The following is a 19601-nucleotide window of genomic DNA, read 5'->3' as shown; positions in this document are numbered from 1 at the left end:
TGGTTTGATCGCTCCAGACGGAATATGTCTGGCATCAATCTAAATTACTCAAAGGAACCTCTTGACGAGGTTCATATTACTGGCTGTGTTTCGGCACGCTGTTGAGTTCTCAAAGAACACGCGCTCACCGCAGTCACATCAGCTTTACGCTGACTTACTTCCGGGGCTTGTGTGTTTGAAGCTTATTTGGTGTTTCAGGCCCTTGTCAAATCAGCGGCCGGTCCTGCTTGGCGCTTCTCTTTGGGCTTTGCCCCGCTCGTTCCGGTTGTTTTCCGGCCCGTTCCGCGCTGGCAGAGAGAAACTTACAGCACGGGTGTTTCGACCTCCAAATCGGGGGGTCCCTTAAGCCTCTGCACCGCCATCTACCTGCGGATTCTCCAGCCGGAAGACCGGATGACGGTCCGCCTCGGCCTCGAAGCTCTCGACCGGCCCGCCGTGCCGGGCGTCGAAGAAGGGCCGCGTGAAGGGTTCGACGGCCACGTACGCGCGCAGAACGGGCGCCGCCTCACGCGCTCCGCACTCCACGACCTTCGCCGTGCGCACCTTCCGCCCGTTCCGCACCTTCACCTCACCGGCCGCGCGCACGTTGCGCACCCAGTCGCGCGTCCCGTACGGCGCGACGAGCCACTGCTCCCCCGCGAACGCCAGCAACCGGATGGGGATCGTGCGCGGGACGCCGCTCTTCCGTCCGGGCACCGTCAGCAGGACGTACGAGGAAGGCGCGACGCCGAGCGCGACCGCCGTGCCGATGACGACGTTGCCGACCCGCCGCAGGACTCCGTACCGGTATGTCTTGGCCACGCGTCAAGCCAACCACGTGCGGGGGAACTATGGAGGCGTGACGGATGTGCTGATCGCGGGCGGTGGCCCAGCTGGACGTGCGCTGGCCAACGCGTGCGCCCGCGCGGGCCTGACCACCGCGCTCATCGACCCGCAGCCGGACCGCCCGTGGACCGCGACCTACGGAGCGTGGGCGGACGAGCTCCCCGCCGGCACCCCGGTGAGGTCGCAGTGCACGACCGTCCGCGCGTTCGCGCGTTCGGAACACCGGATCGACCGCACCTATGTCGTCCTGGACAACACGGCGTTGCACACGTTGGACCCGCAGGTCACCGTGCACCGCGGCCGACTGGCCGGCCGCGCCGACGGCCCCAGGGGTTCGACCGCCGACCTGGCCGACGGCCGCAGGCTCGCCACCGCCCTGCTCGTCGACGCCCGCGGCGCTCAGTCCGGGACCGCCGCGCAAACCGCCGTCGGCACCGTCATCACGTCGTCCAGAACCGACGCGACCCTGATGGACTGGCGCGACGGCGACACGTTCCTCTACGAGGTCCCACTCGGCGACGGCAAGCTGCTGGTGGAGGAGACCTCACTGGCACGACGACCGGGCATGCCGCTCGCCGAACTGCGCCGCCGCCTGCACGCCCGCGTCCAGCCGGAGGAGACCACGGAGGAACGCGTCCACTTCCCGCTGGACGCCCCACGCGCGAAGACACTCGCGTTCGGGTCGCGCGCCGGCTTCGTGCACCCGGCGACCGGCTACAGCGTCGCCACCTCACTCACCCTGGCCCCCTCGGTCGCTTCCGCGGTCGCGTCCACCCTGCGCGCGGGTCCTCGGGCGGCGCGCATGGCCGCGCACCACGTCATCTGGCCGCCGTCCGCGAAGCTCGTGCACCAGCTCCGCCGCCGGGGCCTCGAGGTGCTGCTCGAGCTGGACGCCGACGAGACCAGGGACTTCTTCGAGCTGTTCTTCCGGCTGCCCGCCGAGCTGCAGCGCGCCTACCTCTCCGGCCGTGACGACGTCAAAGGCACCGCCGCGGCGATGGCCGAACTGTTCCGCGCAGCACCGTGGCGGCTACGCGCCAAGCTCGTCCGCTGAACGACCTGAGGTCAGACGCGCCGCACCGTGGCGGCTTCGCGCCAACCTCGTGAACACCTGGTAAACCCCCTCGGCAAAACTCGTTCGCACCGGCACGATTTGAGACGTGCCCGCATTGCTGGATGACGTTCGCTTCGCCTTCCAGCCGCTGTTCAACCTCAACACCGGAGGTGTCGTCGCGGTCGAGGCGCTGGCTCGCCCGCACGACGGCAGCGTGCAGGATCTGCTGCAGACCGCGTACCGCGCCGGGTTCCTGGCGAACACGGACGTGGGGCTCGCGTGCCGCGCGCTGCGCCACGCCGCCGACCACCACATCCTCCTGCCGCTGCACCTCAACCTGCTGGCGATGACGATCGCGGACAAGCAGGAGCTGATGGGGCCGTTGTACGGCGCGCTGCGCGACACGCGGCGGGACCCGGCGCAGGTGGTGATCGAGGTGAGCGCCCCGTACACGCGAGTGGGGCGCAAGCGGCTCATGCAGGGGCTGAAAGTCCTGCGGGACAACGGGTTCCGCATCGCGCTCGACGGGATCGGCGAGGGTGACGTGCCGTTGTCGCTGTTGGCCGAGGCGCACCCGGACTTCGTGAAGCTCGATCGGGAGCTGGTCACGAAGCTGCCGGACGACCCGGCGCGGTGTGCGCTGGTGCGGTCGCTGGCGCATCTCGGGGAGCACACGGGTGCGCAGCTGGTCGCGGAAGGCGTGGAGACGGAGACGGAGCTCGCGGCGCTGCGCAAGCTCGGGGTCGGGCTGGCGCAGGGGAACATGCTGGCGCCCGCGTCGCGGCGGCCCGCGATCGGCGCCCGGATCGCGCCGGAGGCGGTCACGAACACCGGCGAGATCCGGCGCACCAAGGGGCCGCGGGTGACGGACTTCCTGCACCCGGCGACGACGCTGCCGGAGCACGCGACGTCCGAAGAGGTGCGCGAGGTGCTGGCGTCCCAGCAGAGCGTCACGGGTGTGGTGCTGGTCGACGACGAGGGCAGGCCGCGGTGGTCGGTGGACCGCAACCGGTTCCTGCTCGCGGTGACCGGGCCGTACGGGCACGCGTTGCACGCCAAGCGCGAGGCGAACCGGCTGGCGGACAAGCCGCACATCATCGGACCCGACGCCACCGCGCTCGAGCTGCTGGACGTCGTGGCGCACGCGAACCGGGAGCGCACCACGGACGACCTGGTCGTCGTCGACAAGGCGGACCGCTGCATGGGAGTCGTGCGGGTCGCGGACGTCGTGCGCGGTGTTGCGGAGCTCAAGGTGGAGCAGGCGGCGGCGCTGAGCCCGCTCACCCGGCTGCCGGGCAGCGACGCGCTCGCCGGCGAGGTGGAGCGGCGCATCCAGGCCGGTGAGATCTTCGCCGTGTCGTGGCTGGACGTCGACGGTTTCAAGCAGGTCAACGACTCCGTCGGGTTCGCGGCCGGTGACGACCTGATCCGCGACATAGGACACGACCTCGTCGAGATCACCCGGCGGTTCCCCGGCGTGCACGTGGGACACGTCGGCGGTGACGACTTCCTGGTGGTTGCGGGATTGGACGAAACAGTGCCGCTTTCCACTCGGTTGCTGGACAAGCCTTACTCCGCCGAGGGCATGGCGGTGACGGTTTCGCTGGCTACGCTCATCTGTGCCGCCGGTTCGGTCGGGTCGTACCACGAACTGTCGCGCCTGCTCGCGCCGGTGAAGGAGCACGCGAAGTCCCTCGCCGGATCGAGCTGGGTGATGGGTCGCCCAGGTACGGAACGCCGGGATGTTCTGCGTGGCGCGGCACAGCGCGCGGTGAGTTAAGAAGTTCAACCCAACGCCTCCTGTCCGGCCATGCTGATCACTCATAGCATCGAGCTGGCTACTCAGCGCACAGGAGGCTCGCGTGAAGGTCAGCAGCCCGGCCCAGTCGGTCCCCGCTCAGCGGACCAGTGTCGACGGCGTCCTCTCGGTGGGGGTCGAGGAGGAGTTCGTCCTCGTCGACGCCGCGACAGGGCACCTGGTGAACCGGGCGGCGGACGTGCTCGCGGCGCCTGCGCAGTGCGACCTGCAGCCGGAGATCGCGCAGTTCCAGGTCGAGTCGGTGACGGGCATCTGCACCGACATGACCGACCTGCACGACCAGCTGGCGACGATGCGGCAGGCGCTGGACGAGCGGGCGCGGCGGTTCGACGCGCGGCTCATCGCGAGCGGGACACCGGTGCTGGGCATGACGACACCGACGCCGCTGACGCATTCGCCGCGCTACCACCGGATGTCGCAGGAGATGGGCGCGCTCACCAACGACATGGCGATCTGCGGCTGCCACGTCCACATCGGGCTGCCGGACGACGAGTCGAAGGTGCTCGTGAGCAACCACCTGCGCCCGTGGCTGCCGACGCTGCTGGCGCTCGCCGCGAACTCGCCGTACTGGACCGACGGCGACACGGGCTACGCGAGCTGGCGCTACATGGTGTGGAGCCGCTGGCCGTCCGCGGGCCCGCCGCCGCTGTTCGAGAACGCCGCCGCGTACTTCGCGGCGCGCGACGAGATCGTCACCAGTGGCGCTGCAATGGACCGGGGCATGGTGTATTGGGACGTCCGGCTGTCCGCGCGGCACCCCACGCTGGAGCTGCGGGTGTGCGACGTGGCGCCCACGGTCGACGAGGCGGTGCTGATCGCGGCGCTGGTGCGCGGCATCGCGTCGACCGCGCTCACCACTTCCGTTGCGCCGCTGCCGATTCCGCAGCACCTGCTGCGCGTGGCGATGTGGCGTGCGGCGCGGGACGGTCTCGAGGGGTTCGGTCTCGACCCGCTGACGGGATCGCCCACTCCGGCGGCCACGATCGTCGGCTCGCTCGTCCGTTCGATCCGGCCGGCACTGGAGCTGGCAGGCGACTACGAGCTGGTCAGCGAGACGGTGGATCGGTTGCTGCTGGACGGTTGTGGCGCCGCGCGGCAGCGACGGGCGATGGCGCGGCGCGGCAGGCTCGACGACGTCGTCCAGTTGCTCGCGACCCAAACAATCGGGTGAGCCGTCACCCGATCGTGTAAGTTCCGCGCCGCAATAGTGTGCCCGCTCGGGTGATGCTGTAGTTAGTGCACGTGGCCAACCCCATCTGGGCACCGGGTGTGAATGGTCCGGAGCTGCCCAACACCGCGCGCGTCCGCGACTACTGGCTCGGCGGAACGCACAACACGGACGCGGATCTCGAGCTCGCCGACCACCTCGTGTCGGCCGCACCCAACCTGCCATACCTGGTGCGCACGCACCGGGCGTTCCTCCGCCGCGTGGTGACACGACTGGCGAAAGCCGGTGTGCGGCAGTTCATCGACCTCGGTTCGGGCCTGCCGACCGCGGGCAACGTGCACGAGGTCGCGCCGGACGCGCGGGTGGCGTACGTGGAGATCGATCCGGCGGTCGCGGCCGAAGGCCAGCAGATCCTGGGGAACAACCCCGCGGTGGAGATGCTGTGCGCGGACCTGTGCGATGTGCACCAGGTGCTCAACTCGATCACCGTGCTGGACATGTCCGAACCGGTCGCGGTGCTGCTGCTGGATGTGCTGCACTTCGTCCCCGAGTCGGCCGAGCCCGCGAAGGTGATCGCCACGTACATGGACGCGTGCGTGCCGGGCAGCCACCTCGCGGTCTCGCACACGTGTCGCGATCCGTTCATGCTGTCCGCGGTCGGGTTGTTCAGTGCGATGTACCCGGATCCGCTGCCACCCTTCACCTTCCGCTACCGCCAGGAGGTCGAGGGCTTCTTCGAAGGGCTTGAGGTGCTGGCACCGGGTGTCGTGCCGATCCCCATGTGGGAGCCCGACCCTGCCGACGACCAGGACCGCAACCCGGAGAACTTCGAGGGCCTCGGCGGCGTGGCGCGCAAGCACTAGGCCAGCAACGGGATCGAGGCGACGACGGCCGTCGCGCACACGACAAGCGTCATCCCGTAGCGCAGCATCATCTTCGAAGTGGGCAGCTCACGGGCGAGCAGGAACGTGGCGCTGACGCTGACGCCCAGCAGCGCCCACCAGGGTCCGTACCTCAGCCACAGCCCGCCGCCGAGCAGCAGCAGGCCGACCACCGTGATCCGGGCGGCGACCGACAGCGCGTGCTGCTTCCCGTGCAGCACAACAGGTGTGAGCGAACCGACAGCCGCGTCGCCCACCCGGTCCGGTACCGCCCACCACAACGCACGGGCCGTCCCGAGCGCGCAAACCCCGACGAACACGAGCCAGATGGCCGGTTCTGGCTGTCCCCCCGCAGCGCTGTAGGCGATCACGCTCGGCAGCAGCCCGGCCGCGATGCTCAGCGCCACCGGTCCCGCGTAGCCGCGGCGCTTGAGCCGCAACGGTTCCAGGTTGTACGCCAGGTACAGCAGGATGATCAGGGCGACGCCGGTCGCGGCCTTCCAGGAGACGATCGTCGCGACGGCCAGCGCGATGACCATCTCGGCCGCGGTGAGCGCGGCGACCCGGTGCCTGCCGATCTCGTTGACCGCGGCGACGAGGTGGCGCTTCTCCCGCGTCGCGGCGTCGTTGCGGACGTCGGCGAGCGCGTTGAGCGGGTTGCCCGAGACGATCACCAGGAAGTTCGCGGCGATCGCGAAGAAGACGACCAGGTCGAACCGCACGGCGTAGCAGGCGCCCCACGTCGCGCAGCACAGGTAGTGCAGCCCGAACGGGTGCTCCAGCCGGTGCACCCTGATCAGGGCCGACACGTGGTCACCATCGCGAGGCCGGGCGGCGGTGCCATGGCGGCGCCGCGGAGCTGGGGCGCGCAGCTGCGGGGCCGCAGGCAGCGCACCTGTCTGCGGCGGAGCAGCGCGGTGACGATGAGGCGGATCTCCAGCAGCGCGAGGTCCATGCCGAGGCAGTGGCGCACTCCCCCACCGAACGGGAAGAAGTGGCTGCTCGGCGGGCGCTTGCCGAGGAAGCGGTGCGGGTCGAAGGACTTCGGGTCCGGGAACGACTCCTTACGCCGGTGCGCCAGGTAGATGCTCGGCGTCAGCACGAGCCCGGTGGGGGTGCTGCGGTTGCCCGCGAGCGTGGCGGGCGGGCACAGCCGCAGCGACTCCATGATCGTGGCGGTGAGCAGTTCCTCGTCGCCCGCCTGGATCTCCTCGCACAGCTCGGGGTTGCGGTCGAGCCAGTAGAAGGTCCACGCGGTGGCGCCTGCCGTCGTCTCGTGGCCGGCGAACAGCAGCGAGACGAGCTGGTCGCGCAGGTTCGTCGGCGGCAGGAGCGCGGCGAGCGCGGGCGGTTCGGCGTTTCTGGCCCTGTCCAACAACATCCGGTCGACTTCGTCGTCGAACCGCGGCACTCCCCTGCCGAGGAACCGGTGGGCGAGCGTGCGGGCCCGGTTGCCGAGCCTGCGGTCGAGCCACTTCGAGAACGCCTGCAGCAGCACGTCGTCGTCCACGCCGAGCACGATGCGGCCGACGACGCGGAGCGTGAGCTTGCGCGTCCACTCGGCGAGCCCGACGCGGTCGCCCGGTCTGAGCTCCTCGATGGTCCGGCCGACGAGCTCGTGGATGATCTCCTCGTACCGCACGAGGTTGCGCCCGCGCAGCGCCGGTCCGATGAACCGCCGGTACTCGGCGTGCTCCGGTCCGTCCATCCACAGCATGGAACCGTTGCCCAGCAACGGACTCAGCGTGCGACTCTTCGGGTGGCCGAGCGTGCGGTCGTTGCGCCACAACGACGCCACGACGTCCGGGTGCCACACGAGCCAGCGCTTCTCGCGCAGCTGCAGCACCCCGTGCGCGTCGCCGTCCAGCTCGTTGAGGAACGGGATCATCCGCAACGCGAGCCGCAGCTCCTGGCGGTTCACGCGACCACCGCGCAGCGGGCGCTGTGGAGTGCGGAGATCCCCTCAGCTCTGATGATTCTCGTTGGCGCGTAAAGGTCTTTGTCGTGCCACAGCGGCGGGTGTTCGCGGTCGCCCCAGTTCTCCAGGAACTCGCAGCCCCGTTGCGTCGCCGGGCCGTTCCTGTTGCCGCGCACCAGGATCTGGATCGCGTACGCGGTTTCCTCGTACGTGCCTTCCCAACGGCCCCACGAGCCGTCCGGACGTTGCGTGCTCTCCGCCCAGTCGGCCGCCTTGTCGTCGCCCTGGAGCGCCGTGACGCAGCAGGCCGTCGCGTAGTACGGCGAGGCGTGCCACTTGTCGTGCCAGGATCCGTCGCGGTTCTGGGTGTCCCTGATCCACTCCTCCAGTTCGGGATCGTGGCCGCGCGCCTGGAGGACGTGGGCGTTCGTGCTGGTGGACGGGGTGCGCTCGTCCGGGAAGCAGCTGAAGTGCCTGCCGCTGCGGTAGCGGTCGAGCACCGACGTGTCCGTCGCGCCCAGCGCGTAGAGGGCGGTGGCCGTGTCGTCCGCGTCCGGTGCGAGGCCGGGACCCGCGGAGGCGCCTTCCGCGGTGATGTGGAGATCGATCGTTGCTGTTGGTATCCCCGCGTTCTTCAGCGCGGCGAGTACCCAGGCGCGTTCGAAGAGCGGGACGGGTGTGCCCGCGGGAACCGGGCCGTTGTGCCTGGCCTGCGCGGCTTCCAGGTAGTTCAGGCTGGGGCCCGGTGTTCGGCGGCCCAGCCAGGTCGCCGTGGCGGCGGGCGAGCAGGCGACCGCGCCGTCGACCGGGACGACCTCGGGTCTGTCGCCGCCGAAGATCTCGAGCGTGTGCCACAGCTTGGCGGGCAACGGTTTCCTCGCGATGCGGTCGAGCACGCCGGTGTCCGCCGCGATCCCCAGCTCACGGCACAGCGCGGGGACGATCAGCTCGACCGCGACCGTGTCGGGCAGCGGTCTGCCCAGCAGCCGGTCGAGCGCGCGCCGGCCTCTCTCGTTGTGCGGCAACGCCGCCACCGCGCTGAGGGTCGGGACCAGCGCGTACTCCTCAGGCCCACCCCAGGTGCCGTCGGCGTGCTGGGTCCGTTCGAGAAAGCGGACGCGTTCGGCGTGGCCGCCGAGCCACGGCGCCTTCGCGACGAGCCGCGCGGTCTCGTAGACCGACGGCGTGACATCCCCCCACGGATCGGCCGCCATCTGGGATAACAACTCGTTGATCTCCATGAGCCGTCCCCCGTATCAGCTGAGTAACCGCTACACAACTGAGAGTAGCATTTACTGGCGAACGGTCTACCGGATTTACACCGAACGGCCCACTGAACGGCACGATTTACCGCGCGAGAGCATGCTGTTGAACGGCGGGCAGAAAGGAGACAGCCGTGACCAAAGCACGCGAGATCATGCACGCCGGAGTGCAGTGCATCGGCGAGGACATGAGCTTGCTCGAAGCCGCTCGGATGATGCGGGACCTGGACGTCGGTTCATTGCCGATCTGCGGCAACGACGACCGCCTGCACGGCATCATCACCGACCGCGACATCGTCATCCGGTGCGTGGCCGAGGGACTCGACCCGGCCAAGACCAAGGCGTCCGAGCTCGGCGGGCACGTCCACTGGTGTGATGCGGACGACGACCTGTCGAAGGTGCTCCGGACGATGGAGCAGCACCAGATCCGCCGGCTGCCGGTGATCGACAAGCACCGGCTGGTCGGGATGGTCAGCGAGGCCGATCTGGCCCGGCACCTCACGGAGGAGCAGCTGGCCGAGTTCGTGGACCGCGTCTACGCCTGAATGCCATGAGGGGTGCTTTGCAAGCGCTGACCGCTTGCAAAGCACCCCTCACAGCGAAACCGGTGTCAGACGGTGAAGCCCAGTGCGCGCAGCTGGTCGCGCCCGTCGTCGGTGATCTTCTCCGGGCCCCACGGCGGCATCCAGACCCAGTTGATCCGGAAGTCGGACACGAGGCCGCCTCCGGGGCCGCCGGTGAGAGCGGCGCGGGTCTGGTCCTCGATCACGTCGGTCAGCGGGCACGCCGCCGACGTGAGGGTCATGTCGATCGTCGCGATGTTCTCCGCGTCGACCCGGATGTCGTAGACCAGGCCGAGGTCCACGACGTTGATGCCCAGCTCGGGGTCGACCACGTCGCGCATGGCCTCTTCGAGGTCGTCGAGTGCGGCCACGTCCGCCTTGGGCGGCAGCGGGGGCATGCCCTCCACGCCGCGGACGACCTCGGATTCGGAAGTGCTCATGCCGTCTTCGCTCCCTGGCTCCTGGACACCGCGTCCTTGAACGCCATCCACCCCAGCAGCGCGCACTTCACGCGCGCCGGGTACTTCGCGACACCCGCGAACGCGATGCCGTCCTCGAGTACGTCCTCGTCGGGCTCGATCTGGCCGCGGCCCTGCATGAGCTCGACGAAGGCGTCCATCTTCTTGAAAGCTTCGCCCACCGGCTTGCCGACCACGAGGTCGGTCAGCACCGAGGTCGACGCCTGGCTGATCGAGCAGCCCTGGCCGTCGTACGACACGTCGGTCACGACGTCGTCGACGACGTGCACCCGCAGCGTCACCTCGTCGCCGCAGGTCGGGTTGACCTGGAACGACTCGGCGTCGTACGGGTCGCGCAGGCCGCGACCGTGCGGGCGCTTGTAGTGGTCCAGGATGATCTCCTGGTACATCTGCTGCAGCTGCATGTCACGCCACTCCGAAGAACCGCTGGGCTTCGCGAACACCGGAGACCAGCGCGTCCACCTCGTCCAGCGAGTTGTACAGGTAGAACGATGCGCGCACCGACGCGGGCACGCCGAGCGCCCGGTGCAGCGGCCACGCGCAGTGGTGACCGACGCGCACCGCGATGCCCAGGCTGTCCAGCACCTGACCGGCGTCGTGCGGGTGCACGCCGTCGATCACGAACGACACGGCGCCGCCGCGGTTCTCGGTGGAGGTGGGCCCGATGATCCGCACACCAGGTACGGCACCGAGTCCTTCCAGTGCGGCCGCGGTCAGCACGTGCTCGTGCGCGGCGATCCGCTCCATGCCGACCACCCGCAGGTAGTCGACGGCTGCACCCAGGCCGACGGCCTGGGACGTCATCGGCACACCGGCCTCGAAGCGGGCGGGCGGCGGCGCGAACGTCGAGCCCTCCATGCGGACCAGCTCGATCATCGAACCGCCCGTGAGGAACGGGGGCAGCGTCGCGAGCAGCTCACGGCGGCCGTAGAGGACACCGACGCCGGACGGGCCGAGCATCTTGTGGCCGCTGAACACCGCGAAGTCCACGCCGAGCGCACCGAAGTTCACCGGGCCGTGCGGAACGGACTGGCACGCGTCCAGCACCGTCAGCGCGCCGACCCGGCGAGCCGCGTCGACCAGCACGGACACCGGGTTGACGGTGCCGAGCACGTTCGACTGGTGCGCGAACGCGACGACCTTGGTCCGGTCGGTGATCAGGGAGTCCAGGTCGGACAGGTCCAACCGGCCTTCCGGCGTCACACCGAACCAGCGCAGGGTCGCACCGGTGCGCTGGGCCAGCTGCTGCCACGGAACGAGGTTCGCGTGGTGCTCCATCTCGGTGATGACGATCTCGTCACCGGGTCCGATCAGGAAGCGCGCGGCCTCGGGCCCCGACGTCGCCGCGTTGCCCATGGCGTAGGCGACGAGGTTGACGCCCTCGGTCGCGTTCTTGGTGAACACGACCTCGTCGAACTGCGCGCCGATGAAGTCCGCGATCCGCGCGCGAGCGTTCTCGTACGCGTCCGTGGCCTCTTCGGACAGCTGGTGGGCGCCCCGGTGGACCGCCGCATTGGCGGTCTGCAGGAACGTCCGCTCCGCGTCGAGCACCTGCGTCGGGCGTTGCGAGGTGGCGCCGGAGTCCAAGTACACCAAGCGCTTCCCGTCGCGAACGGTCCGCGACAGGATCGGGAAGTCAGCCCGCAGGGCCGTTACGTCCAGTGGTGCTGCGGTGGTGGTCACAGCGCCTCCTCTCACACCTGGTGCAACGTCAGGAAGTGCTCGCAGCTTCCTGCTTGCCGTACTTCACGTAACCCTCGGCCTCGAGCTGGTTCGCGAGCTCGGGGCCACCGGACTCGACGATGCGGCCGTTCGCGAAGACGTGCACGAAGTCCGGCGAGATGTACTTGAGGATCCGGGTGTAGTGCGTGATCAGCATGACGCCGACCTCACCGGAAGCCTTGTAGCGGTTCACGCCCTCGGACACGACGCGCAGCGCGTCGACGTCCAGACCGGAGTCGGTCTCGTCGAGGATCGCGATCTTCGGCTGGAGCAGGCCCAGCTGGAGGATCTCGTGGCGCTTCTTCTCGCCGCCGGAGAAGCCCTCGTTCACCGAACGCTCCGCGAACGCGGGGTCGATGTCGAGGTCGGACATCGCCGCCTTGACCTCCTTGACCCAGTGGCGCAGGGCGGGGGCCTCGCCGCGGACGGCGGTGGCGGCGGTGCGGAGGAAGTTCGACATCGAGACGCCGGGCACCTCGACCGGGTACTGCATGGCGAGGAAGAGGCCGGCGCGAGCGCGCTCGTCCACGCTCATCTCCAGCACGTCCTCACCGTCCAGCGTGACGGTGCCGGAGGTGATGTCGTACTTCGGGTGACCCGCGATGGCGTAGGACAGCGTGGACTTGCCGGAGCCGTTGGGGCCCATGATGGCGTGGGTCTCGCCCGCCTTGATCGTCAGGTCGACGCCCTTGAGGATCTCCTTGGGGGCGTCCTCGCTGGTGACCGAGACGTGCAGGTCCTTGATCTCAAGGGTGGCCATGACTACCTGTATCTCCTGGTGGTGCGAAAGTCAGTTCGTGGTGACGGTGACGTCGACGAACACGTCGCCGTCACGGATGTCGACGGCGTAGACGTCGACCGGGTCGGTCGCGGGCAGCGAGTTCGGCTTGCCGGTCTCGAGGTCGAAGCACGACCCGTGCAACCAGCACTCGATCCCCTTGCGGGAGACCTCGCCCTCGCTGAGCGAGACCGCGGCGTGCGAGCAGAGGTCCTGCAGTGCGTGCACCCGCTCGCCGTCCCGGACGAGGACGACGTCAACGTCGTCGACCTCGGCACCGAACGGCTTGCGGTCGTCCAAATCGGACAGTGCACACACGCGGATCACGCTTCGACCGCCTGCAGTTCAGCCTCGATCGCGGCCTCCAGGCGCTCGCGCACCTCGGGCACGGAGATCTTCGCGATCAGCTCCTGGAAGAAGCCGCGCACGACGAGACGCCGCGCCTGCTTCTCCGGGATTCCCCTGGCCTGCAGGTAGAACAGCTGCTCGTCGTCGAACCGGCCGGTGGCGCTGGCGTGGCCGGCACCCTCGATCTCGCCGGTCTCGATCTCCAGGTTCGGCACCGAGTCGGCGCGCGCGCCGTCGGTCAGGATCAGGTTGCGGTTGAGCTCGAACGTCTCGGTGCCCTCGGCCGCCGCGCGGATCAGCACGTCGCCGATCCACACGGTGTGCGCGCCCTCGCCCTGCAGCGCGCCCTTGTAGACGACGTTGCTGCGGCAGTTCGCGACCGCGTGGTCGATGAACGGCCGGTGCTCGAAGTGCTGGCCCGCGTCGGCGAAGTACAGGCCGACGAGCTCGGCGTCGCCACCGCGACCCGCGTACGCCACGGTCGGCGTCACGCGGACGAGGTCGCCGCCCAGGGTCACCACGGTGTGCCGCAGGGTCGCGTCACGACCGAGCTTCGCGTGGTGCGAGGACACGTGCACCGCGTCGTCGGCCCAGTCGTTCAGGACGATGACGGTGAGGTGCGCGCCGTCCGCGACGACGAACTCGATGTTGTCCGCGTACGCACCGGAGCCGCGGTGGTCGACGACCACGGCGGCCTCGGCGAACATCTCCGCCTTGACCTGCAGGTGGCCGTACGCGACCTGGCCGGCACCGGGACCGGTGACGGTGATCGTGGTCGGCTCGACCTTGGTGTCCTTCGGCAGCGTCACGACGGTCGCCTCGGTGAACGAGGTGTACGCCTGCGCCGCGATCCGGTCACCGGGGACGCCCGCGACACCGAGTCGCGCGTCGCCGTTGGCGACCTTCTCCACGGTGACGCCCTCGGCGGCGGCGACCTCGACGGTCGCCGTGCCGGTGGCGGGAGCGCCCTTGTGCAGGTCCGCCAGGCGCTTCATCGGCGTGAAGCGCCAGATCTCCTCGCGGCCACCGGGGATCTCGAAAGCCTCCACGTCGAACGACGTGAAGTGGTCCGCCCGAGAAGCCACGGGCACACCGGCCCCGTGCGAGTGGGCGGTCAAGCCGTGCTGGGTGTCAGCCGTATTCGAAATGGCGGCCATGTCAGCCGACGGCCCCTTCCATCTGCAGTTCGATCAGGCGGTTCAGCTCGAGTGCGTACTCCATGGGCAGCTCGCGCGCGATGGGCTCGACGAACCCGCGCACGATCATGGCCATGGCCTCGTCCTCGCCCAGACCGCGCGACATCAGGTAGAACAGCTGGTCCTCGGAGACCTTGGAGACGGTCGCCTCGTGGCCCATCTGCACGTCGTCCTCGCGGACGTCGACGTACGGGTAGGTGTCCGAGCGGCTGATGGTGTCGACCAGCAGCGCGTCGCACTTCACCGTGGACTTCGAGTGGTGCGCACGCTTGTTCACCTGCACGAGGCCGCGGTACGACGTGCGACCGCCGCCGCGGGCCACCGACTTCGAGATGATCGTCGACGACGTGTGCGGCGCGAGGTGCACCATCTTGGCGCCCGCGTCCTGGTGCTGGCCCTCGCCCGCGAACGCGATCGAGAGGACCTCGCCCTTGGCGTGCTCGCCCATCAGGAAGACGGCCGGGTACTTCATGGTCACCTTGGAACCGATGTTGCCGTCGATCCACTCCATGGTCGCGCCTGCTTCCGCCTTGGCGCGCTTGGTGACCAGGTTGTAGACGTTGTTCGACCAGTTCTGGATGGTCGTGTAGCGGCAGCGGCCGCCCTTCTTCACGATGATCTCGACGACGGCCGAGTGCAGCGAGTCGGAAGAGTAGATCGGCGCGGTGCAGCCTTCGACGTAGTGCACGTAGGCGTCTTCGTCGACGATGATCAGCGTCCGCTCGAACTGACCCATGTTCTCGGTGTTGATCCGGAAGTAGGCCTGCAGCGGGATGTCCACCCGGACGCCCTTGGGGACGTAGATGAACGAGCCACCGGACCAGGTCGCGGAGTTCAGCGCGGAGAACTTGTTGTCACCGGCGGGGATGACGGAGCCGAAGTACTCCTTGAAGAGCTCCGGGTGCTCCTTCAGCGCGGTGTCGGTGTCCTGGAAGATGACGCCCTGCGCCTCGAGGTCCTCGCGGATCGCGTGGTAGACGACCTCGGACTCGTACTGAGCGGCGACACCCGCGACGAGGCGCTGCTTCTCCGCCTCGGGGATGCCCAGCCGGTCGTACGTGTTCTTGATGTCCTCGGGCAGGTCTTCCCAGCTCTGGGCCTGCTTCTCCGTGGAACGCACGAAGTACTTGATCGAGTCGAAGTCGATCCCTGAGAGGTCGGCACCCCAGTTCGGCATCGGCTTCAGGTCGAAGAGCCGCAGCGCCTTCAGCCGGTAGTCGAGCATCCACTCGGGCTCGTTCTTCTTCGCCGAGATGTCCCGAACGACGTCCTCGTTCAGGCCTCGGCGAGCGCTCTCACCAGCGGTGTCCGAGTCGGACCAGCCGAACTCGTAAGCGCCGATACTGGCCAGGGTCTCTTCCTGGCTGAGCGGCTGAGCCTGCACCGTGGTGGGTGTGCGCTGCTCGGCAGCGGCAGTCATGCGGGCTCCCCTCCATCTGGGATCCGTTGAACAGTGTTCGGGATGTGCGTCGTGCACACGGCGTGGCCGCCTGCAATCGTCGCGAGGCGCTGCACGTGAGTACCGAGCAAGTCCGCGAAGGCCTCGGTCTCGGTCTCGCACAGCTGGGGGAACTCGGCCGCCACGTGAGCGACCGGGCAGTGGTGCTGGCACAACTGCTCGCCAGCCCCTACGTGGCGTGCCGACGCAGCGTAGCCCTCCCTGGTCAGGGCGGTCGCAAGGGCCTTGGCGCGGTCGGCGGGAGTGGCCTGGGCCACGATCGCCGTCCGGTGCCGGTCCACGAGCGAGTCGACACGGCGCTGGGCGAACGCCCTGATCGCGTCCTCCCCGCCCTGTTCGGCGAGGAAGCGCAGCGCGGCGACCGCGAGGTCGTCGTAGGCGTGCCCGAAGCGGGCGCGCCCTGAGTCGGTGAGCAGGAAGAGCTTGGCGGGACGACCACGACCGCGTTGCACGCGGCTGGACGCCTCCCGGCTCTCCGCCTCACCGTCCGCGACGAGCACGTCGATGTGCCTGCGCACGGCCGTGGGGCTGATGCCCAGCTCCTCGGCCACCGCCGCCGCGGTCACCGGCCCCTGCTCCAGCAGGAGTCGCGCGACGGCGTGCCGGGTCCTGCCGTCGTGCGCGTGCACGGCGTCAGAGTGGGTCCCGGCGTTTTTCACAACACCAGTGTTGCTTATTTCCGCCGGAGTAGCAAAGATCCACGTCACAGGGGTGACCTGACTCACCTGTGACGGGCGGTCGCTACCCTGCCAGGCGTGGCTGACACGGATGGCGGAGTCGTGACCTCGGACAGCGACGCCCTGGACGGTTCCGAACGCCGTCAGCTCGACATCGTCCGCAGGTGGGGCACGATCGGCGCACTGCTGCTGGCCGTCGGCTCGCTGGGCGGCGGCGCGACCCCGATCTACAACCCGCTCAACGGCGTGCCGGTGCTCGGCCTGCTCGGCCGGATGCCCAGCGTGGCGATGGGCGTCGTGTGGACCGGCATCTTCATGATCGTCTCGGCGTGGCTGGTGCTGGGCAGGTTCGTGCGCCCCGGCCGTCCCCGGCTGGCGTCGCGGTCGCAGCTCGACCGCACGCTGCTGATGTGGACCGTGCCGCTGGTGTTCTGCGTGCCGATGTTCAGCCGGGACGTCTACAGCTACCTCGCGCAGAGCGAGATCGCCGCGCGCGGGCTCGACCCGTACGAGCTGGGCCCGGCGTCCGCGCTGGGTGTCGACCACGACCTGACGCGCGGCGTGCCGAACATATGGCGTGAGACGCCCGCGCCGTACGGGCCGCTGTTCCTGGCGTTCGGCCGGGTCACGTCGATGATCACCGGCGACCACGTGCTGCCGGGTGTGTTCGTGCACCGGCTGCTGGTGCTGGTCGGTCTCGGGATGATCGTGTGGGCGCTCCCCCGGCTCGCCGCGCGGTTCGGCGTGCCGCCGGTCGGCGCGCTGTGGCTGGGCGCGCTGAACCCGCTGGTGCTGTTCCACATCGTCATCGGCGTGCACAACGACGGCCTCGCGCTCGGCCTGATGCTGGTCGGCCTGGAGCTGGCGCTGCGCGGGCTGGAACCCCTGCGCTGGTCGTGGGTCGTGCTGGGCGCGACGACGATCGTGCTCGGCGCGATGGTCAAGATCCCCGCGATGGCCGCGCTCGGGTTCCTCGGCGTGCTGCTGGCGCGCAAGCTGGGTGGTTCGATCCGCGACCTGCTGAAGTCCGCGGCGCTGATGGCCGTGATCGCCGGTGTCGTCGTGACGGTGGTGTGCCTGGCGACCGGGTTCGGCTTCGGCTGGGTCGAGACGCTCAACGTCGCGTCGACCGTGAAGTCGTGGATGTCACCGCCGACGGCGATCGGGTTCCTCGGTGGCGGCACCGGCCTGCTGCTCGGGCTCGGCAACCACACCGAGGCGATGATCGGCATCACCCGCGTGCTCGGCCAGGTCGTGTCCGTGGTGATCATGATCATGCTGCTGTGGAAGTCGTTCCGCGGCCGGATCAAGGCGATGAACGGCCTGGGCGCCGGACTGGGCGCGGTGCTGGTGCTCGGACCGGTGCTGCAGCCCTGGTACGTGCTGTGGGCGATGCTGCCGCTCGCGACCGCCGTCGTCGGGCCGCGCTTCCGCACGTTCGCCATGTCCGTGTCCGCGGTGATCGCGATCATCCTGCCGCCCACCGGGTCCGCGTTCGACGGACGCGCCTACACGGTCCCGCAGGCGGTGGCCGGCGCGGTGATCACGTTCGGCGTGGTCGTGCTGCTGTCGAAGAACCGCATCAAACCCCTGTTGAGACGCGAAACAGTCTGAGCGGAACGGCTTTCGTTCCCCGTTGATCGGATTCGCCGGACCTGCCAGGATCAGCGTGAAACCTGGGGGGTTTCCGGCGCCATGTGCGCTGACTCGTTTCACACACACTGGGGAACATCTTGTCGCGCAACAAATCGCGTATTTGTGCTGCCCTCATCACTGCCGCGACCGGGCTCGCGCTCGGTCTCGTCCCGGCCACCGCCGACGTCACCAAGACGCCGGGCAAGGGGCCTGCTCCCGTTCTGGAAGACCCGCGGTTCTCCGCGCAGGCGGAAATGGACCGGGTCACCGACCGGCTCCGCCCGCTCGCCGAGAACCGGCCCGAGTTCGCCGGGTTCCGCTTCGACCACGCGGCCAGGAAGGTCACGCTGCGCTGGAAGGGTGCGGTGCCCGCCCAGATCAAGACGATGGCCCACGCGCTCGCCGTGGACCTCAAACCGGCCGCCTACTCCCGCGCCGACCTGCTGAAGGCGGCGAAGGCGTTCGCGGACCAGCCTCCGGCGATCGTCGCCGGACGCGTGACCCGCGTCGGCCCGCTGCCCGACATGTCCGGACTCGAGTACGCCATCTGCGCCCAGGACGTCGTCGCGGCCGAGGCGCAGGCCATGACGTTCGGCGACATCCCGGTGCGGCTGTCCGCGGAACGCTCCGAGCGGGCCGTCGCCTCGGCGCGGTGGGCCGACACCCCTCCGTTCTGGGCGGGTGCGGCGATGGAACGCGAGGTCAGCGGCGGCTACACCTACTGCACGACCTCGTTCGCGATCCGGCGCAACCAGAACCCGGACGCGATGCTGACGGCGTGGCACTGCGGCCAGCGGGTCGACTGGCACACCCCGGACGGGAACAACGAGCACATCGGCCGCAGTGAGACCGGCGTGCAGAACATGGACGCCAACATCCTCACCGGCCGCACGTACGACCCGGCGATCTACACCGGGTCGTACAACAACGGAGCGGGCGACGGTCGCACCGTCGCGGGTTCGGGCAACCCCGGCCTCGACTCCTACGTGTTCGCCTCCGGCTCGTTCTCCGGCGCCTCGACGCTCCGGGTCACCGCGGTCGACCAGTTCTTCCCGCTGGAGAACCAGGGCAACGTCGGTCCTGCGTTCCGCACGCTCAACGAGGAGGGCGTCGCGTCCGTCGGCCAGGGCGACAGCGGGGGCCCCACGGGTGCGCCGTTCAACAACGACTTCACCCGTGTCTCCGCTCGCGGGATCATCTCCGCCATCACGCCGCAGGACGGTGCCCGCTGCACGGGCCTCGTCTACAACGGCCGGAGGTGCTCCACCATCGGGTGGCACATCAACGTGGTGGACGCGGCACGCGCGTTCGGTGGCACGGTGAAGACGGGTTGATTCGTTCCGCGCCCCGGAGGTGTGATCCTCCGGGGCGCGGTTCGCGTTCGGAGGTTGTGATGCGTTTCCTTCTGGTGGCGTGCGCGCTGGTGGTCGCGGCGTGCTCCGGGCCCGTGAGCACCGAACGGCCCTCGCCGAGCCTGCGGCCATCGCCCTCGGTGCGGGAGGACCTGCCCGCGCTCACCCAGCGGGTGCTCGCCGACATGGACCACTGGAAGCAGCGCGGTGTGCAGATCACCAGCGCGGGCCCCGACTACGTCCGCGACGTGGTCGTGGTGCGGACGCCGGATCCGGCCAAGGCGACCGACCTTCCGGCCCACTACGACGGGCGCGTCGTGGTGGAGGAAGGTGGGCCGGTCGTCCCCGCGACCTGACCCCGTTCAGCGGATCGCGGCGTAACCCATTCCCCTCGCCGGACGACTACCCAGTAGCTGGAAAGATCGTTCGGGGGATCGGAACGCGCGAGACACAGGGGTGGCCGCT

General features: G+C 69.3%; 20 protein-coding genes. 8 read left to right on the top strand and 12 right to left on the bottom strand.

The genetic code is table 11. The features are described from left to right. Positions 1 to 342 precede the first annotated feature (342 nt). The gene (locus tag FKR81_RS14140) at positions 343 to 801 is read right to left on the bottom strand and encodes a nitroreductase family deazaflavin-dependent oxidoreductase (protein ID WP_146351921.1); all 459 of its coding nucleotides are present in this window, start codon (positions 799 to 801) and stop codon (positions 343 to 345) included. Positions 802 to 838: 37 nt separating this feature from the next. On the opposite strand from FKR81_RS14140, the gene FKR81_RS14135 reads away from it, so the two are divergent. The 4 genes from FKR81_RS14135 (at position 839) to FKR81_RS14120 (ending at position 5729) form a co-directional block, all read left to right on the top strand. After that, the gene (locus FKR81_RS14135; RefSeq protein ID WP_146351919.1) at positions 839 to 1879 is read left to right on the top strand and encodes a lycopene cyclase family protein; all 1041 of its coding nucleotides are present in this window, start codon (positions 839 to 841) and stop codon (positions 1877 to 1879) included. A gap of 106 nt (positions 1880 to 1985) precedes the next feature. Then, positions 1986 to 3659 (top strand): GGDEF domain-containing protein, encoded by a 1674-nt coding sequence (locus FKR81_RS14130; RefSeq protein ID WP_146351917.1) that lies wholly within the window; start codon positions 1986 to 1988, stop codon positions 3657 to 3659. A gap of 82 nt (positions 3660 to 3741) precedes the next feature. After that, complete coding sequence (locus tag FKR81_RS14125; protein ID WP_146351915.1) at positions 3742 to 4869, top strand: carboxylate-amine ligase; 1128 nt, start codon at positions 3742 to 3744, stop codon at positions 4867 to 4869. A gap of 71 nt (positions 4870 to 4940) precedes the next feature. Next, a complete protein-coding gene (locus FKR81_RS14120; RefSeq protein ID WP_186762965.1) occupies positions 4941 to 5729 on the top strand; it encodes an SAM-dependent methyltransferase in 789 nt (262 codons plus the stop codon). On the opposite strand, the gene FKR81_RS14115 is transcribed toward FKR81_RS14120, so the two are convergent. From FKR81_RS14115 to FKR81_RS14105, 3 genes are read right to left on the bottom strand one after another with little or no spacing between them, the layout of a single operon-like run. Further along, on the bottom strand, positions 5726 to 6556 hold the full coding sequence (locus FKR81_RS14115; protein WP_186762964.1) for a UbiA prenyltransferase family protein: 831 nt from the start codon (positions 6554 to 6556) through the stop codon (positions 5726 to 5728). The genes FKR81_RS14120 and FKR81_RS14115 overlap by 4 nt on opposite strands. Next, entirely contained in the window at positions 6544 to 7668 is a 1125-nt protein-coding gene (locus FKR81_RS14110) for a cytochrome P450 (protein ID WP_146351909.1), read from the bottom strand. Before FKR81_RS14110 ends, FKR81_RS14115 begins: the two co-directional genes overlap by 13 nt. Beyond that, positions 7665 to 8906 carry a prenyltransferase/squalene oxidase repeat-containing protein gene (locus FKR81_RS14105; protein ID WP_146351907.1) on the bottom strand — a complete coding sequence of 414 codons (1242 nt, stop codon included), beginning with the start codon at positions 8904 to 8906 and terminating at the stop codon, positions 7665 to 7667. The genes FKR81_RS14110 and FKR81_RS14105 overlap by 4 nt, the downstream gene beginning before the upstream one ends. A gap of 155 nt (positions 8907 to 9061) precedes the next feature. On the opposite strand from FKR81_RS14105, the gene FKR81_RS14100 reads away from it, so the two are divergent. Then, entirely contained in the window at positions 9062 to 9472 is a 411-nt protein-coding gene (locus FKR81_RS14100) for a CBS domain-containing protein (protein WP_146351905.1), read from the top strand. Positions 9473 to 9537: 65 nt separating this feature from the next. On the opposite strand, the gene FKR81_RS14095 is transcribed toward FKR81_RS14100, so the two are convergent. Genes FKR81_RS14095 through FKR81_RS14060 form a run of 8 tightly spaced genes read right to left on the bottom strand, consistent with a single transcriptional unit; the run spans position 9538 to position 16131 of the window. Next, the gene (locus tag FKR81_RS14095; protein WP_146351903.1) at positions 9538 to 9930 is read right to left on the bottom strand and encodes a metal-sulfur cluster assembly factor; all 393 of its coding nucleotides are present in this window, start codon (positions 9928 to 9930) and stop codon (positions 9538 to 9540) included. Next, positions 9927 to 10373, bottom strand: coding sequence for a Fe-S cluster assembly sulfur transfer protein SufU (gene sufU / locus FKR81_RS14090; RefSeq protein WP_146351902.1), 447 nt, complete (start codon positions 10371 to 10373; stop codon positions 9927 to 9929). The genes FKR81_RS14095 and sufU overlap by 4 nt, the downstream gene beginning before the upstream one ends. Position 10374: 1 nt before the next feature. After that, positions 10375 to 11652 carry a cysteine desulfurase gene (locus tag FKR81_RS14085; RefSeq protein ID WP_146351900.1) on the bottom strand — a complete coding sequence of 426 codons (1278 nt, stop codon included), beginning with the start codon at positions 11650 to 11652 and terminating at the stop codon, positions 10375 to 10377. Between the two features lie 28 nt (positions 11653 to 11680). Continuing rightward, complete coding sequence (sufC, locus tag FKR81_RS14080; RefSeq protein ID WP_146351897.1) at positions 11681 to 12451, bottom strand: Fe-S cluster assembly ATPase SufC; 771 nt, start codon at positions 12449 to 12451, stop codon at positions 11681 to 11683. Between the two features lie 30 nt (positions 12452 to 12481). Next, positions 12482 to 12796, bottom strand: coding sequence for a non-heme iron oxygenase ferredoxin subunit (locus FKR81_RS14075; protein ID WP_146351895.1), 315 nt, complete (start codon positions 12794 to 12796; stop codon positions 12482 to 12484). Next, positions 12793 to 13974 carry a Fe-S cluster assembly protein SufD gene (sufD, locus tag FKR81_RS14070; RefSeq protein ID WP_146351893.1) on the bottom strand — a complete coding sequence of 394 codons (1182 nt, stop codon included), beginning with the start codon at positions 13972 to 13974 and terminating at the stop codon, positions 12793 to 12795. Before sufD ends, FKR81_RS14075 begins: the two co-directional genes overlap by 4 nt. A 1-nt stretch (position 13975) precedes the next feature. Beyond that, entirely contained in the window at positions 13976 to 15433 is a 1458-nt protein-coding gene (sufB, locus tag FKR81_RS14065) for a Fe-S cluster assembly protein SufB (RefSeq protein WP_146351891.1), read from the bottom strand. Next, positions 15430 to 16131, bottom strand: coding sequence for a helix-turn-helix transcriptional regulator (locus FKR81_RS14060; RefSeq protein WP_235921534.1), 702 nt, complete (start codon positions 16129 to 16131; stop codon positions 15430 to 15432). Before FKR81_RS14060 ends, sufB begins: the two co-directional genes overlap by 4 nt. 96 nt (positions 16132 to 16227) lie before the next feature. Here FKR81_RS14060 and mptB point away from each other — a divergent pair, with 96 nt between their 5' ends. The 3 genes from mptB to FKR81_RS14045 all read left to right on the top strand — a co-directional run bounded on the left by mptB (position 16228) and on the right by FKR81_RS14045 (position 19492). Next, positions 16228 to 17763: a polyprenol phosphomannose-dependent alpha 1,6 mannosyltransferase MptB gene (gene mptB, locus FKR81_RS14055; protein WP_222598262.1), complete on the top strand. Its 1536-nt coding sequence runs from the start codon at positions 16228 to 16230 to the stop codon at positions 17761 to 17763. A gap of 119 nt (positions 17764 to 17882) precedes the next feature. Next, positions 17883 to 19118, top strand: a complete 1236-nt coding sequence (locus FKR81_RS14050) for a hypothetical protein (RefSeq protein ID WP_146351887.1) — start codon at positions 17883 to 17885, stop codon at positions 19116 to 19118. 59 nt (positions 19119 to 19177) lie between these two features. After that, a complete protein-coding gene (locus tag FKR81_RS14045; protein WP_146351885.1) occupies positions 19178 to 19492 on the top strand; it encodes a hypothetical protein in 315 nt (104 codons plus the stop codon). The last annotated feature ends 109 nt before the right edge of the window (positions 19493 to 19601 follow it).

The organism is Lentzea tibetensis (genome assembly GCF_007845675.1).
In the GTDB taxonomy this organism is placed as follows: Bacteria; Actinomycetota; Actinomycetes; order Mycobacteriales; family Pseudonocardiaceae; genus Lentzea; species Lentzea tibetensis.
This window is presented reverse-complemented; position numbering and strand designations above follow the sequence as displayed.